Annotated in this window: 15 protein-coding genes; 6 read left to right on the forward strand and 9 right to left on the reverse strand. The window is 60.4% G+C overall.

The features are described from left to right. The first annotated feature begins 9 nt into the window (after positions 1-9). Positions 10-780 (forward strand): imidazole glycerol phosphate synthase subunit HisF, encoded by a 771-nt coding sequence (gene hisF, locus KGB20_RS27715; RefSeq protein ID WP_007972752.1) that lies wholly within the window; start codon positions 10-12, stop codon positions 778-780. A gap of 78 nt (positions 781-858) precedes the next feature. Next, on the forward strand, positions 859-1,614 hold the full coding sequence (locus KGB20_RS27720) for a substrate-binding periplasmic protein (protein ID WP_150812002.1): 756 nt from the start codon (positions 859-861) through the stop codon (positions 1,612-1,614). A gap of 131 nt (positions 1,615-1,745) precedes the next feature. Here the strand turns inward: KGB20_RS27720 and KGB20_RS27725 are convergent, their stop codons facing one another. From KGB20_RS27725 to gpmI, 4 genes are all read right to left on the reverse strand, one after another. Beyond that, a complete protein-coding gene (locus KGB20_RS27725; protein WP_154861218.1) occupies positions 1,746-2,522 on the reverse strand; it encodes a divergent polysaccharide deacetylase family protein in 777 nt (258 codons plus the stop codon). 1 nt (position 2,523) lies between these two features. Further along, complete coding sequence (locus KGB20_RS27730) at positions 2,524-3,843, reverse strand: S41 family peptidase (protein WP_057712409.1); 1,320 nt, start codon at positions 3,841-3,843, stop codon at positions 2,524-2,526. A gap of 34 nt (positions 3,844-3,877) precedes the next feature. After that, positions 3,878-5,173, reverse strand: coding sequence for a murein hydrolase activator EnvC family protein (locus KGB20_RS27735; RefSeq protein ID WP_057712408.1), 1,296 nt, complete (start codon positions 5,171-5,173; stop codon positions 3,878-3,880). Between the two features lie 230 nt (positions 5,174-5,403). After that, positions 5,404-6,933 (reverse strand): 2,3-bisphosphoglycerate-independent phosphoglycerate mutase, encoded by a 1,530-nt coding sequence (gene gpmI / locus KGB20_RS27740; RefSeq protein ID WP_154861216.1) that lies wholly within the window; start codon positions 6,931-6,933, stop codon positions 5,404-5,406. 153 nt (positions 6,934-7,086) lie between these two features. Here gpmI and KGB20_RS27745 point away from each other — a divergent pair, with 153 nt between their 5' ends. From KGB20_RS27745 to secB, 3 genes are read left to right on the forward strand one after another with little or no spacing between them, the layout of a single operon-like run. Then, on the forward strand, positions 7,087-7,500 hold the full coding sequence (locus KGB20_RS27745; RefSeq protein WP_008047735.1) for a rhodanese-like domain-containing protein: 414 nt from the start codon (positions 7,087-7,089) through the stop codon (positions 7,498-7,500). Position 7,501: 1 nt separating this feature from the next. Beyond that, entirely contained in the window at positions 7,502-7,756 is a 255-nt protein-coding gene (grxC, locus tag KGB20_RS27750; RefSeq protein ID WP_154910705.1) for a glutaredoxin 3, read from the forward strand. Between the two features lie 56 nt (positions 7,757-7,812). Beyond that, positions 7,813-8,298, forward strand: a complete 486-nt coding sequence (gene secB / locus KGB20_RS27755; protein ID WP_008047739.1) for a protein-export chaperone SecB — start codon at positions 7,813-7,815, stop codon at positions 8,296-8,298. A 132-nt stretch (positions 8,299-8,430) separates the two neighbouring features. On the opposite strand, the gene trmL is transcribed toward secB, so the two are convergent. Continuing rightward, positions 8,431-8,886, reverse strand: coding sequence for a tRNA (uridine(34)/cytosine(34)/5-carboxymethylaminomethyluridine(34)-2'-O)-methyltransferase TrmL (gene trmL, locus KGB20_RS27760; RefSeq protein WP_090452600.1), 456 nt, complete (start codon positions 8,884-8,886; stop codon positions 8,431-8,433). On the opposite strand from trmL, the gene KGB20_RS27765 reads away from it, so the two are divergent. Next, entirely contained in the window at positions 8,885-9,325 is a 441-nt protein-coding gene (locus tag KGB20_RS27765) for a hypothetical protein (RefSeq protein ID WP_150812000.1), read from the forward strand. The two genes, trmL and KGB20_RS27765, sit on opposite strands and share 2 nt — an antisense overlap. A gap of 610 nt (positions 9,326-9,935) precedes the next feature. Here KGB20_RS27765 and ntrC read toward each other — a convergent pair. The 4 genes from ntrC to KGB20_RS27785 all read right to left on the reverse strand — a co-directional run bounded on the left by ntrC (position 9,936) and on the right by KGB20_RS27785 (position 13,814). Next, positions 9,936-11,372 carry a nitrogen regulation protein NR(I) gene (gene ntrC / locus KGB20_RS27770; protein ID WP_150811998.1) on the reverse strand — a complete coding sequence of 479 codons (1,437 nt, stop codon included), beginning with the start codon at positions 11,370-11,372 and terminating at the stop codon, positions 9,936-9,938. Beyond that, positions 11,369-12,454, reverse strand: a complete 1,086-nt coding sequence (gene glnL, locus KGB20_RS27775) for a nitrogen regulation protein NR(II) (protein ID WP_057712404.1) — start codon at positions 12,452-12,454, stop codon at positions 11,369-11,371. Before glnL ends, ntrC begins: the two co-directional genes overlap by 4 nt. A 227-nt stretch (positions 12,455-12,681) precedes the next feature. Beyond that, entirely contained in the window at positions 12,682-13,302 is a 621-nt protein-coding gene (locus KGB20_RS27780) for a DUF4124 domain-containing protein (protein WP_154910704.1), read from the reverse strand. Continuing rightward, positions 13,299-13,814 carry a DUF4124 domain-containing protein gene (locus tag KGB20_RS27785; protein WP_154910703.1) on the reverse strand — a complete coding sequence of 172 codons (516 nt, stop codon included), beginning with the start codon at positions 13,812-13,814 and terminating at the stop codon, positions 13,299-13,301. Before KGB20_RS27785 ends, KGB20_RS27780 begins: the two co-directional genes overlap by 4 nt. Positions 13,815-13,953: the final 139 nt, after the last annotated feature.

Raw genomic sequence — 13,953 nt, forward strand, 5'->3', positions numbered from 1 at the left:
GGACTGATCATGGCGCTGGCCAAACGCATCATCCCTTGCCTGGACGTGGACAACGGCCGGGTGGTCAAGGGTGTGAAATTCGAAAACATCCGCGACGCCGGTGACCCGGTGGAAATTGCTCGTCGCTACGACGAGCAGGGCGCCGACGAGATTACCTTTCTCGACATCACCGCCAGCGTCGATGGCCGCGACACCACGCTGCACACCGTCGAGCGCATGGCCAGCCAGGTGTTCATCCCGCTGACCGTGGGCGGCGGCGTGCGCACCGTGCAGGATATCCGCAACCTGCTCAATGCCGGCGCGGACAAGGTCTCGATAAACACCGCCGCAGTGTTCAACCCGGAATTTGTCGGCGAAGCCGCGCAGCATTTCGGTTCGCAATGCATCGTGGTGGCTATCGACGCGAAGAAGGTTTCCGGACCGGGCGAAACCCCGCGCTGGGAAATCTTCACCCATGGCGGTCGCAAACCAACCGGTCTCGACGCCGTTGAGTGGGCGAAGAAAATGGAAGGCCTGGGCGCCGGCGAAATCCTGCTGACCAGCATGGACCAGGACGGCATGAAAAACGGCTTTGACCTGGGCGTCACCCGCGCCATCAGTGATGCACTGGGCATTCCGGTGATCGCCTCCGGCGGTGTCGGTAACCTGCAACACCTGGCCGACGGCATTATCGAAGGCCACGCCAGCGCGGTTCTGGCGGCGAGTATTTTCCACTTCGGCGAATACACCGTGCAGGAAGCCAAGGCCTATATGGCCCATCGCGGAATCGTGATGCGTTAAACAAACCGGTACAGGCCAGTGGACACCATGGCGTACCCAAGGCACTCTTGGGTACGCCATGGATTTCGGTAGCCAGACATGCTTAAACGCTTTCTTATCGTCCTTGCCAGCGCTTCTCTGTTGTTGATCAACGGAGCAAACGCTAAAGACAGCCCCGATACCGACCTGGTGTTGCTGACGGAAAATTTCCCGCCGTACAACATGGCGAAGAACGGCAAGAACTTCGCTCAGGACGAGAACATCGATGGCATCGCCACCGATATCGTCCGCGAGATATTCAAGCGCGCCGACATCACCTACAGCCTGACGTTACGTTTCCCTTGGGAGCGAATCTACAAACTCACCCTGGAAAAACCCGGTTACGGCGTATTCGTCATGGCGCGCCTGCCCGATCGCGAAAAACTCTTCAAATGGGTCGGCCCGATTGGCCCGGACGACTGGATCATGCTGGCCAAGGCTGACAGCAAGATCACCCTCGAAACCTTGAATGACGCGCGCAAATACAAGATCGGCGCCTACAAGGGCGACGCCATTGCCGAGACGCTGGCCAAGCAGGGACTCAATCCGATTGTTGTACTGCGCGACCAGGACAACGCGAAAAAACTGGTCAACGGGCAGATCGACCTGTGGGCCACTGGTGACCCCGCCGGGCGCTATCTGGCGCGCCAGGAAGGGGTTAACGGGTTGAAAACCGTATTGCGTTTCAACAGTGCCGAACTGTACCTGGCACTGAACAAGGACGTGCCGGACGAAACGGTTGCCAAGCTCCAGGCGGCGCTGGATCAGATGCGCAAGGAAGGTCGGGTGGACGAGATAATGGCGCAGTATCTCTAGCGATCCTGCACATACCAATGTGGGAGCGGGCTTGCTCGCGAAAGCGGTGTACCAGGGAGCAATGATGTTGACTGACACGACGCCTTCGCGAGCAAGCCCGCTCCCACATTTTTGTTCTGCGGTGCGCAGACTCAGCGATATATCCCATCCTTGCCATGCGCCGCCGTCGCCCGGTTTCCGCGCACACTGATCATCTGCCGGATATCAATCCACTCGATCCCCTGAGCCTTGAGCTTGGGCAGTTCGCGTTCCAGTACCGCCAGCGTCTGTGGATACGGATGCCCGATCATCACCGCCGAACCCTGCTTGTGCGCGAGGCTGATCGCGGTCTGCAACTGGGTCAAAATCGCTGCTTCAGTACGCTCATCGTCGAGAAATACATCCCGTGAAACGCTCGCCAAACCGATCTTCTGCGCTTGGGCAGCGGCTACGGTCTGGGCGCTGGTGCGGCTGTCGACGAAGAACTTGTGCCGTCGCTGCAAGGCCGCCATCAGCCAGGCCATGGCCGTTGGTTGTGCGGTCATGCGGCTACCCATGTGGTTGTTGATGCCGCTGGTGTACGGGACCATTTTGAACGCGGCGTTCAGGCGTTTTTCCAGCTCATCGACGGGCAGTTCGGGATGCCAGGCGAACGGTCCGGTGGCCGGATCCATGGGCATGTGCAGAATGACGATCTTGCCGGCGCGATGGGCTTCGCGGGCGAATTCGGTGGCGTGGGGTGTATCGGGCATGATCGCCGCAGTCACCGGGCCGGGCAGGGCCAGCACGCGGCGATCCCGGGGCAGGTTCTGCCCCAGGTCATCGATGATCAGGCTCAGGTAGGCTTTGTGGGACGTCGATCCGGCGGGTTCTGCATGAGCAAGACCCGCCAGACAACACAACAGTCCGATCAGCAACCGCAGAAACATCTCAACGGCCGGACGTGATGCTCAGCCCTTTGAGCAGGCTCAGGGCCTGGGCCAGTTGGTAATCATCGTCCTGCGGCATCGGCTTGGCTTTGCCGCTGGAACCGGTCGGTTTGTCGACACCGCCGTTGCCATTGCCCAAGTGACCCTGCAAGTCCGCTTCCTTGAAGTAATCACTGTCCTGCTCGCTGGTGATCTTGGCCTTGCGCACTTCGATGTCCGGGACGATGCCCTGGGCCTGGATGGAGCGGCCGTTCGGCGTGTAATACAACGCTGTGGTGATCTTCAATGCGCGTTCATTGTTCAGCGGCAGCACGGTTTGCACCGAGCCCTTGCCGAAACTGGTGGTGCCCATCAGCACGGCGCGTTTCTGGTCCTGCAGGGCGCCGGCGACAATTTCCGAAGCCGAGGCGCTGCCGCCGTTGATCAACACGACCATTGGCACGGCTTCGCTTTCGTCCTTGCCGGTGGCAGAGAAACGCAGCTCGGAGTTGGCGATACGCCCCTTGGTGTAAACGATCAGGCCCTTGGTGATGAAGTGGTCGACCACCTCCACCGCCGCCTGCAACACCCCGCCCGGGTTGTTGCGCAGGTCGAGAATGATGCCCTTGAGCTTCTTGCCGTTATCTTTGCGCAGCTTGGCCAGGGCCTTGGAAACCTCTTCACCGGTCTTGACCTGGAACTGGGTGATGCGGATGTAGCCGTAGCCCGATTCCAGCAACTGGCTCTTCACGCTCTTGACCTGGATGACGGCGCGGGTCAGGGTCACGTCGAACGGCGTGCCGCCATCGCGCACCAGAGTCAGGGTGATTTTCTGGCCGATCTTGCCGCGCATCTTGTCCACGGCTTCGGTCATGCTCTGGCCGCGAGTCGGCTGGCCGTCGATCTTGACGATGAAGTCGCCGGCCTGAATGCCGGCCTTGGAGGCCGGGGTGTCGTCAATCGGTGACACCACCTTGATGAAGCCGTCTTCGGCGCCGACTTCAATGCCCAGGCCGCCGAATTCACCGCTGGTGCTTTCCTGCAGCTCGGCGAAATCTTCAGGGCCCAGGTAGGCGGAATGCGGATCGAGGTTGCTGAGCATGCCCTTGATGGCGTTTTCCAGCAGGGTCTTGTCGTCCACCGGTTCGACATAAGCGGCCTTGATCCGGTCCATCACCTCGGCAAAGGTGCGCAACTCATCCAGCGGCAGCGGCGCCTTGGTGGTCGCGGCAGTGCCCGCAGGCGCAACCACCGGCGCTGGTTGAGCGGCAAACGCCAGAGGCGCGCCGATCACCAGGGCGATCGTCAGGGCCAGCGAGGTAAGGCGGGACAAATGCAGCATGTCGAACGAACTCCTAATGTAGGTGACTCTACGCCTATCCTTGCGCGTGGCACCATTGCGCAGGGTCACTCGGGTGACCCTGCTGACGAATTGCGAAATACAGCGCTGGTGTGTCCTGCCCGCCACTGCTACCGACAGTGGAAATAGGCTCACCGGCTTTTACAACGTCACCGGCAGACTTGAGCAGCGTCTGGTTGTGACCGTACAGACTCAAATAACCATTGCCGTGGTCGAGGATCACCAGCAGCCCGGCGCCGCGCAACCAGTCGGCGAACACCACGCGACCACCGTGTACGGCACGCACCGCACTGCCGGCAGACGCGCCGATCATCACGCCATCCCACTTGGTCCGGGCATCGTCGCCTCGGCTTTCACCGTAGCGCGCCAGCAGTCGACCATCGACAGGCCAGGGAAGTTTGCCGCGGGTTGACGCAAACGGACCGCCAAAGGTTTCGCCGGAACTGGAAACCAGTGCGCCAGGTGTCGATCTGACCGGTTTGCGTGGGGCATCGTCGCTGGCATCTGCCTGCGCCTGGGCCTCACGTAAACGCTTTTTTTCGGCTTCCTGCTGGGCAATCAGCGCTTTTTGTCGCGCTTCTTCTGCCTCACGGGCCTGGCGTGCCAGAGTTTCTTCAATGGTTTTAAGGACTTTAGACAGGTCTGCCTGATCCTGCTCGCGCGCCGCCAGTTTCTGATCCCGGGCCTTTACGTCGTCATTGAGCTTGGCCAGGACTTGCTGGCGCTCCTTGCGGACTTTCTCGAGCTCATCACGCTGGGTGTCGAGGCTGCTTTGCTGCACCAGCAGTTGCGCCTGCTGCATGGCGATGTCTTTCTCGACATTGGACAGTTGGCGCAGGGTTTCGTTGAAATTCTTCAACTGCTCCAGGCGAGCCTGGCTCAGGTAGTCGTAATAGGTGAGGGTACGGGCAAATCTTTCAGGATTCTGCTGGTTGAGCAGCAGCTTGAGGTATTCCTGACGACCGTTCTGGTAGGCCGCCCGGGCCTGAATGGCGATCAGTCGTTGCTGTTCAATGCGCGCGCTCTGGAGTTTTTTTTTCTCTGCATCGAGTCGCTGCAGCTCGGCTTCGCTTTTCTTCAGCTCTTTTTGCAGGGCTTCGACCTGCTTCTCGAGCTTGCCCATTTCGGTTTCGGTGCCCTTGAGCTCTTTCTGCACACCGGACTTTTCTTCCTGCAGCTTGCCCAGCAGCTTCTTCAGCTCGGCAATGTCCTGACGCGTGGCGTCCAACTGTTGTTGGGTATCTGCGCGCTCATCAGCAAAGGCCGGTTGGAGCAGGCATGTCAGAGCTAGGGCTATCAGGACGCGAAGCATAGGGGCGGGCGGCACCAGGGAAAGGGACGGCCTAGTATGCCCGCCATGGGCGGCAAAAAAAATGCCCAATTGGGACTGTGTGATAACTGGCCCGGAAAACACCGCAAAACCAATGTGGGAGCGGGCTTGCTCGCGAAAGCGGTGTGTCAGGCGACGTTGATGTCGACTGAAACACCGCTTTCGCGAGCAAGCCCGCTCCCACAGGGTATTGAGGTGCTTGATAGGGCGGGTTACACCAGAATCGAAGTCCCGGTCATTTCCTTGGGCTGCTCAAGGCCCAGCAACTTCAGCATGGTCGGCGCCACGTCCGCCAGCACGCCGCCTTCGCGCACCTTCAGGTCGCGCTTGCCGACATAGATGAACGGTACCGGCTCGGTGGTGTGCGCAGTGTGCGCCTGGCCAGTGGTTTCATCGGACATTTGCTCGACGTTACCGTGGTCAGCCGTGATCAAGGCTTCGCCGCCGACTTTTTCCAGGGCATCGACGATGCGACCCACGCACCGGTCCAGGCATTCAACGGCCTTGACCGCCGCTTCGAACACGCCGCTGTGGCCAACCATGTCGCCGTTGGCGTAGTTGACCACGATCACGTCGTAACGCTGGTTTTCGATGGCGTCGACGATGCGGTCGGTGACTTCCGGTGCGCTCATTTCCGGCTGCAAGTCATAGGTGGCGACTTTCGGCGACGGAATCAGGATGCGTTCTTCGCCCGGGAACGGTTCTTCGCGGCCGCCGGAGAAGAAGAAGGTCACGTGGGCATATTTTTCGGTTTCGGCGATGCGCAGCTGGGTCTTGCCGTTTTTCGCCAGGTAATCGCCCAGTACGTTTTCCAGGCTGCCGGCCGCGAAAGCCGACGGCGCAGGAATGCTGGCGGCGTATTGGGTCAGCATGACGAAACCGGCCAGTTTCGGCTGGCGGGTGCGCTCGAACTCACTGAAGTTGTCTTCGACGAACACGCGGGTCAGCTCGCGGGCACGGTCGGCGCGGAAGTTCATGAACACCACGGCATCGCCGTCTTCGACTTTTACCGGCTCACCGATGGAGGTGGCCTTGACGAATTCGTCGCTCTCGCCACGCTCGTATGCCGCCTGCAGGCCTTCCTGGGCGGTGGCGGCGTTGAATTCGCCCTGGCCATCGACAATCAGGTTGTAGGCCTGGGACACTCGGTCCCAACGGTTGTCGCGGTCCATGGCGTAGTAGCGGCCGATGATGCTGGCGATCCGGCCTTTGCCCAGGGCCTGGAAGGTAGCGTCGAGCAGTTCGATCGACGACTGCGCGCTTTTCGGCGGAGTATCGCGGCCGTCGAGGAAAGCGTGCAGGTAGATGTTTTGAGCACCGCGCTTGAAGGCCAGTTCGGCCATGGCAACCAGGTGATCCTGGTGGCTGTGTACGCCGCCATCGGACAGCAGGCCCATGAAGTGCACGGCTTTTCCGGCGGCGACCGCTTTGTCCACGGCAGCGCAGATGGTCGGATTCTCGAAGAACTCGCCGTCGCGGATCGATTTGGTGACGCGAGTGAAGTCCTGATACACCACGCGGCCGGCGCCCAGGTTCATGTGGCCGACTTCGGAGTTGCCCATCTGGCCGTCCGGCAGGCCGACGTCCATGCCGCTGCCCGAGATCAGGCCGTTCGGCACGGTGGCCCACAGGCGGTCCAGTACGGGCTTCTTCGCGGCGAAGATAGCGTTGGATTCAGGGCTGTCACTGTGACCGAAGCCGTCGAGAATCATCAGGACCAAAGGTTTAGGCGTGGTAGTCATGGAATCCACTCGTGGCTGAGGTAAAAGGGGTAATGGAAAAAGGGAGTCGCAGTTTAAAGCGAAGTTCCGGCCGCGTCACCGCCGGACGGGGTTTGGCCCACCATAGTGGCTGTGTATACTGGCCGACATTTTAACGCCCTGGAACCTCCTTCGATGGTTGCTAACCTGATTCAATTCGCCACTAACCACTACATTCTCGTCGGTATCTTCGTCGTACTGCTGGCGTTGCTGATTGCCTATCAAATGCAGGGCGGCGGCCGTAGCCTGAGCACCGGCGAACTGACCGGGCTGGTCAACAAGGACGCAGGCGTAGTGATCGACATTCGTCCAACCAAGGATTTCGCCGCCGGTCACATTGTCGGCGCGCTGAACATCCCTCAGGACAAACTGACCGCTCGTGTAGGTGAGCTGGAAAAGCACAAGGCCAAGACCATCATCCTGGTCGATGCCATGGGCCAGACCGCCGGCACCCACGCCCGCGAATTGATGAAATCCGGCTTTACCGCCGCCAAGCTGTCCGGCGGTATCTCCAGCTGGAAAGCCGACAATCTGCCGTTGGTGAAGTGATATGAGTAGCGTCGTCGTCTATTCCAGCGATTACTGCCCTTACTGCTCGCGAGCCAAGTACCTGCTCGAGAACAAAGGTGTGGCCTTCGAAGAGATCAAGGTCGATGGCAAGCCGCAGGTTCGCGCTGCGATGGCCCAGAAGGCCGGGCGTACGTCCGTGCCGCAAATCTGGATCGGCAGCACCCATGTGGGCGGTTGTGATGATCTGTTCGCCCTGGACCGCGCCGGCAAGCTCGACGCGCTGCTCAAGGCCTGACGGCAATACCCCAAACAAGCAAACCTAAAAGAACCCTGGATCAAGAAGGATCTGCGATGACTGACCAACAGAACACTGCTGCGAACGAAGAAGAAACTGCACCGCAATTCTCCTTGCAGCGCATTTATGTGCGTGACCTGTCCTTCGAAGCTCCGAAAAGCCCGGCGATCTTCCGCCAGCAGTGGGAGCCGAGCGTCGGTCTGGATCTGAACACCCGTCAGAAGACGCTGGAAGCCGACTTCCACGAAGTCGTGCTGACCCTGTCGGTTACCGTGAAAAACGGTGACGAAGTGGCGTTCATCGCTGAAGTGCAACAGGCTGGGATCTTCCTGATCAAGAACCTGGATGACGCTTCGATGAGCCACACCCTGGGTGCGTTCTGCCCGAACATCCTGTTCCCGTACGCTCGCGAAACCCTGGATAGCCTGGTGACCCGCGGTTCGTTCCCGGCACTGATGCTGGCTCCGGTGAACTTCGATGCGCTGTATGCGCAAGAGCTGCAACGCATGCAGGCTGCTGGCGAGACTCCGACCGTTCAGTAAGCCTTTCTGAGCGTCGAAGCAAGTCCAATGTGGGAGCGGGCTTGCTCGCGAAAGCGGTTTTTCAGTCAACATTCATGTTGAAGCTGATGACCCCTTCGCGAGCAAGCCCGCTCCCACATTTGCTATGCGGTGTTATTTGAAGTCGTTCTGACGCCAGGCTTCGTAAACGGCCACCGCCACGGTATTGGATAGATTCAGGCTGCGGCAGCCCTCGCGCATCGGCAGGCGCAGGCGTTGCTCGCCGGGCAGGGCATCCAGCACTTCGGCGGGCAAGCCACGGCTTTCCGGGCCGAACAGGAATGCGTCGCCCGGGGCGAAGCTGGCATCGTGGAACGGCCGCGAACCCTTGGTGGTGAAGGCGAACAGTCGTGGATGGCCGAGGCTCTCCAGGCAGCTGGCAAGGTCCGCGTGGCGTTGCAGGGTGGCATACTCGTGGTAATCGAGGCCGGCCCGGCGCAGGCGCTTGTCGTCCATCTCGAAGCCCAGCGGTTCGATCAAATGCAGGTGGCAGCCACTGTTGGCGCACAGCCTGATAACGTTGCCGGTATTCGGCGGAATTTCTGGTTGGAAAAGGATGACGTGAAACATGCACGGCTCCGAAGGCAAAGATGACGCGCATTCTACGCCGCCAGAAGGCGTGCGTTCGAAACTATTCCTGCGGGTAATGGGCTCGCTGGCGATTGTCGGGGTGATGGTCGGGATGATGATCGGTCGCCTGACCACGCCAGACCCCAGTCAGTTGCAGCAGGTGGAAGTGACGAACGACGGGCTGGTGGTGTGGTTCAACAATGAACCCAAGACCCACGGCGAAATTGTAGACGGCAGTGTCGCGCTGCTGTTTGGCGCCGAGGGCCAGGCGCAGAAAGGTCAGCTCAAGCTCGGCGGCAAGGACGTGAACTGGCGGGTACGTTTGAGCGATGGGGGGTTGTTGCTGACACTGGTAGCGGCCCGGCCCCTGCGGGGCGAATGGACCGGTAGCGAGGTTGATGACCGCTGGCGACTGGAGATCCATCTCCGGGAGCAATAAAAGAGGGAATCCCCGGCCTGCCTGTACCAAGGTTCCCGAAACGGGAGGCTCGTCGCGAGTGCGGTGTGAGCCTGGTGTAAAGAAGGAACCCCTGACCTGCCTGTATCAAGGGCCCCAAAACGGCTGGGCTCGTCGCGGGTGCGGTGTGAGCCCGATGTAAAGAGGGGAATCCCCGGCCTGCCTGTACCAAGGTCCCCGAAACCGGGTAGGTGAACTGATTCACTTGAAAGGGTTGTTGCAGGGGGCGTGCCAGGTTTTAACAACTTGGAACAAAAAATCGCTTTGAAGCGTTGAAGGCCCCGAGATCCGGGGCTTTTGTGTTTTTGGGTGGCGGGTAGTATCGGGTTTTATGGCGAGGTTTCAGGACAGTGGTTGTGCGCGATTGCGGTTCACGGTGCATTCAGTCGGTGCATTGATGGCTCTAAAAGCATCGCGAGCAAGCTCGCTCCCACAGGGTTCGATGGTGTCTGCACGATCGTGAAAACACCGAAAATCCACTGTGGGAGCGGGCTTGCTCGCGAAAGCGGTGTATCAGTCAAAATTGAAGTCGACTGACACATCGCATTCGCGAGCAAGCCCGCTCCCACAGGATCGTGTGCTCAGTGATTACTTAGCCCTCATCCCCCTCATCTTCATCCCCGCCATCAACCTTCATCCCCAATTCCTTGATCTTGCGAGTCAGGGTGTTGCGTCCCCAACCCAGCAAGACGGCGGCATCGCGGCGGCGACCGGCGGTGTGCTTGAGGGCGGTCTCGATCATGATCCGCTCGAAGGCCGGTACGGCGCTGTCGAGCAGGCTTGACTGACCACGGGCCAGCGCCTGGTCGGCCCACTGGCGCAGGGCCTGCTCCCAGTTGGTCACGGGTGCCGAGTCCTGAGGCAGGCTCAGCAGCTCCGGCGGCAGGTCGCCGATGTGCACTTCGCGACCCGAAGCCATCACCGTGATCCAGCGGCAGGTGTTCTCCAGCTGACGCACGTTGCCGGGCCACGGCAAGTTCTTCAGGTATTCCTCGGTTTCGCTTTTCAGCAGCTTCGGCTCGACTGCCAGTTCCTGGGCAGCGCGGCCGAGGAAGTGCTTGGCCAGGGTCGGGATATCTTCGCGGCGATCCGACAGGCGCGGGATATGGATGCGGATCACGTTGAGGCGATGGAACAAGTCCTCACGGAATTTCCCGGCATGCACCAGGGTTTCCAGATTCTGGTGAGTCGCGGCGATGATGCGCACATCGACCTTCACCGGCACGTGACCGCCGACGCGGTAGAACTCGCCGTCGGCCAGTACCCGTAGCAAGCGGGTCTGGGTGTCAGCGGGCATGTCACCGATTTCGTCGAGGAACAGCGTACCGCCGTCGGCTTGCTCGAAACGCCCGCGACGCAGGTTGGCCGCGCCCGTGAACGCGCCTTTCTCGTGGCCGAACAGTTCGGATTCCATCAGGTCTTTGGGGATCGCCGCCATGTTCAGCGCAATGAACGGCGAAGCGGCGCGCGGGCTGTGGCGATGCAGCGCGTGGGCCACCAGTTCTTTACCGGTACCCGATTCACCATTGATCAGCACGGTGATGTTGGAGTGGCTCAAGCGTCCGATGGCGCGAAACACTTCCTGCATCGCCGGCGCTTCGCCGATGATTTCCGGGGTGCGGGTCAGGGTCGGGGCAACTTCCAGGCCTTGTTGTTCCTGAGCGTGCTGGTTGGCGCGCTTGACCAGGGAAACCGCCTCGTCGACATCGAACGGCTTGGGCAGGTACTCGAAGGCGCCGCCCTGATAGGACGCGACAGCGCTGTCCAGATCGGAGTGCGCGGTCATGATGATCACTGGCAGCCGTGGGTGCTGTTCGCGAATCCGCGCCAGAAGCTCCAGACCGCTGGCGCCGGGCATGCGGATGTCGGAAATGATCACGTCCGGCTGCTGGCGCGCCAGACGGCTCATCACGCCATCGGCGCTGTCGAAGCTTTGCGTGGTCATGCCTTCCTGTTGCAAGGCTTTTTCCAGGACCCAACGGATAGAACGGTCGTCATCGACGATCCACACGGTTTCACTACGGCTCATGTCGATGTGGCTCCTTGTTCCAGTGGCAGAAAGATCGAGAAGGTGGTGTGGCCGGGGTGGCTGTCACACTCGATCAGGCCCTGGTGCTGGCTGATGATGTTCTGGGTAATGGCCAGGCCCAGCCCGGTACCGTCCGGACGACCGCTGACCATGGGGAAGAAAATGGTTTCCTGAAGTTCTGCCGGGATGCCCGGACCGTTGTCTATGATTTCGATCTTGGTCACCAGGCGATGGCGCACGTGGCCGATGGTGAACTGGCGCATGGCGCGGGTGCGCAAGCTGATGCGACCCAGGCGCAGTTCGTTCTGGCTGCTGATGGCCTGCATCGCATTGCGCACGATGTTCAGCACGGCCTGAATCATTTGTTCGCGATCGATCAGGACGTCGGGGATGCTTGGATCGTAGTCGCGCACCAAGGTGATGCAGCCCTGGCTTTCAGCCTCCACCAGATGGCAGACACGCTCAAGCACTTCATGGACATTGCACATGGCCAGCGACGGCAGTTTGTTGGAGCCGAGCATGCGATCCACCAGATTACGCAGGCGGTCGGCTTCTTCGATGATGACGTTGGTGTAGTCGCGCAGGCTCTCTTCCGGCAGTTCCCGGGCCAGCAATTGTGCCGCGCCGCGAATCCCGCCCAAGGGGTTCTTGATTTCATGGGCAAGGCCGCGCACCAGCATCTTGCTGGTTTCCTGTTTCGACAGCTGTGCTTCTTCCTTGGTGATCCGCAGCAGGCGGTCACGGGGGTGGACTTCGAGCAGCAGCATCGTGTCGCCGTTGCTCAGAATCGGTGTTACCGCGTAGTCGACGGTCAGGGTCTGGCCGGTGAGGGCGGTGAGCATGGCTTCGCGCTTGGTGAACGGGTGCGCCTGTTCGACGGCCTGGCGCAACGAGTTCAGCGCTTCGGTCGATTCGGTAAACAACTCACTGATGAACTGCCCATGGCTGCGCTGACCGCTGATGGCCAGCAGCATCTCCGCCGCCGGGTTCATGTACTCGAGGCGCAGTTCGGCGTCGAGCAGGATGGTGGCAGTGGTGAGGTTGTCGAGTAGCAAACGGTGGAGTGCGTCGCTAATGGTCATCGGGACCTCTTTTAGGGCAGAGCGTGCGTAAAAAAATGCAGATACGGGCAAAATGCAAAAACCAAACCAAGGCTCCGAAAAGAAGCGTTCAGCGCCTGAAACAGGCGTTTGACGCTCGTTTACGTGGCGTTCTGCCAGCTATTGCGGGTACTTTCGAACCAAAATGGGTTGGAGCGTGAGTACGGCGCAAACAATTGCACCAATATAGTGCGTAAGCCTGGACGAGGTTAAAAAAGTCTCAAGAAAGGATTTTTTTCTTCGCCTGGTCTGTCGCTGAGCGGGCATTCCGGCCGCTGGCCGTAGTCTTCGAGAGTGCAGGGTTTGATCCTGCGCTTCTGGGCGAGAGACGTGCGCTGCATGTGGAAAGGTTGGTTGGCGGTGCGTTCGACGATGCGCCCCTGTTCGTCGAGGATTTCCACGGACAGGGTATGGCTGCCGCGATCGATGTTGCTCAGCGGGAACACCGGGCTCAGGCCGGGTTCGGCGGTGGGCTGGCCGTCGAGCAGCAACCGGTAGTGGTGACCGGGTTGCAGGGCCGGTTCGTTGGTGGCGCTGACAATGACTTCGCCAGTGTTGCTGCGGATGGTTGCGTCGGGTTCCGGGATCAGGATACGCAGCACCTCATAGTGGAACAGCGCCTGTACTTCAGGACTGCTCTCGGCGATCAACGGTGCTGTGCTGGTGGGGTTGGCCGCTATTCGATTGCTCCTTGTCAGCGGTACACGCCGGGCGTCGCCGGGTTTGGGCTGGTCGGTGAAAACCCGGTTGCCCTGAGCATCGACATACATGAAGACCTCTGCCGAGGCGGGCTGGGCGAACAGGCAGGCGATCAGTAGCCAGGCCTTCAAGGTTTGTGCACCCGCTGTACGGTGAATGTCACCGCAGGGCTCTGCTGCACAACGTTTTCGCCATCGATCACTTGCACGGCGAGGCGGTGTTCGCCGCGATCGATGTTCACCAGTTGCAGGGTCGGCACGTTGCCTGGCTGGCCGTAGGGCTGGCTGTCCAGCAGCAGGCGCAACAGGTGGGGGCCTTGCAGGCGGGGCTTGATCAGTACTGTTACGGTGAACGTGCCGTTGTTGGCGCGCAGGGCTTCGGTGCTGGGCAGGCCTGTCAGCTCCAGCACTTCATAGGTTTTGTGAGGCTGTTCATTGTGAGCGGCTTCAGCAGCAGGCGCGGCTTCGCCGGAAGGCTGGCGTTCGACGCTGTTGAGGGGCGGCAAGTCGACCGGTTGGGCGCTGATGCCATCAGGCGGTTGATTGCTGTACGCGGTGGCGCCGTTGGCGTCCGTGTACTTGTAGATCTGCGCCGTGGCGGGCAGAACAACCAGCAGCAGGATGAAGAGAAAACCACGACCCATGGAATCGACCGGAAACGAAAGCGTTGGGTTGCAGCATAGGCCAGGCTGGGTGGTTATCCCAAGCTACGACACATTCGGGCATGGTTTGCGAAGGAAGTCCGGCAACCCAGATCCCCTGTGGGAGCGGGCTTGCTCGCGA

Source organism: Pseudomonas sp. BF-R-30 (assembly GCF_019956175.1).
Taxonomy (GTDB): Bacteria; Pseudomonadota; Gammaproteobacteria; order Pseudomonadales; family Pseudomonadaceae; genus Aquipseudomonas; species Aquipseudomonas jessenii.

Coding starts and splice junctions, on each gene's coding strand:
- KGB20_RS27725 (WP_154861218.1), bottom strand. CDS start 2,522: ATGTTTCTGCGGTTGCTGATCGGACTGTTGTGTTGTCTGGCGGGTCTT.
- KGB20_RS27730 (WP_057712409.1), bottom strand. CDS start 3,843: ATGCTGCATTTGTCCCGCCTTACCTCGCTGGCCCTGACGATCGCCCTG.
- secB (WP_008047739.1), top strand. CDS start 7,813: ATGACTGACCAACAGAACACTGCTGCGAACGAAGAAGAAACTGCACCG.
- KGB20_RS27785 (WP_154910703.1), bottom strand. CDS start 13,814: ATGGGTCGTGGTTTTCTCTTCATCCTGCTGCTGGTTGTTCTGCCCGCC.
- KGB20_RS27765 (WP_150812000.1), top strand. CDS start 8,885: ATGCACGGCTCCGAAGGCAAAGATGACGCGCATTCTACGCCGCCAGAA.
- glnL (WP_057712404.1), bottom strand. CDS start 12,454: ATGACCATTAGCGACGCACTCCACCGTTTGCTACTCGACAACCTCACC.
- grxC (WP_154910705.1), top strand. CDS start 7,502: ATGAGTAGCGTCGTCGTCTATTCCAGCGATTACTGCCCTTACTGCTCG.
- KGB20_RS27745 (WP_008047735.1), top strand. CDS start 7,087: ATGGTTGCTAACCTGATTCAATTCGCCACTAACCACTACATTCTCGTC.
- KGB20_RS27735 (WP_057712408.1), bottom strand. CDS start 5,173: ATGCTTCGCGTCCTGATAGCCCTAGCTCTGACATGCCTGCTCCAACCG.
- ntrC (WP_150811998.1), bottom strand. CDS start 11,372: ATGAGCCGTAGTGAAACCGTGTGGATCGTCGATGACGACCGTTCTATC.
- hisF (WP_007972752.1), top strand. CDS start 10: ATGGCGCTGGCCAAACGCATCATCCCTTGCCTGGACGTGGACAACGGC.
- gpmI (WP_154861216.1), bottom strand. CDS start 6,933: ATGACTACCACGCCTAAACCTTTGGTCCTGATGATTCTCGACGGCTTC.
- trmL (WP_090452600.1), bottom strand. CDS start 8,886: ATGTTTCACGTCATCCTTTTCCAACCAGAAATTCCGCCGAATACCGGC.
- KGB20_RS27720 (WP_150812002.1), top strand. CDS start 859: ATGCTTAAACGCTTTCTTATCGTCCTTGCCAGCGCTTCTCTGTTGTTG.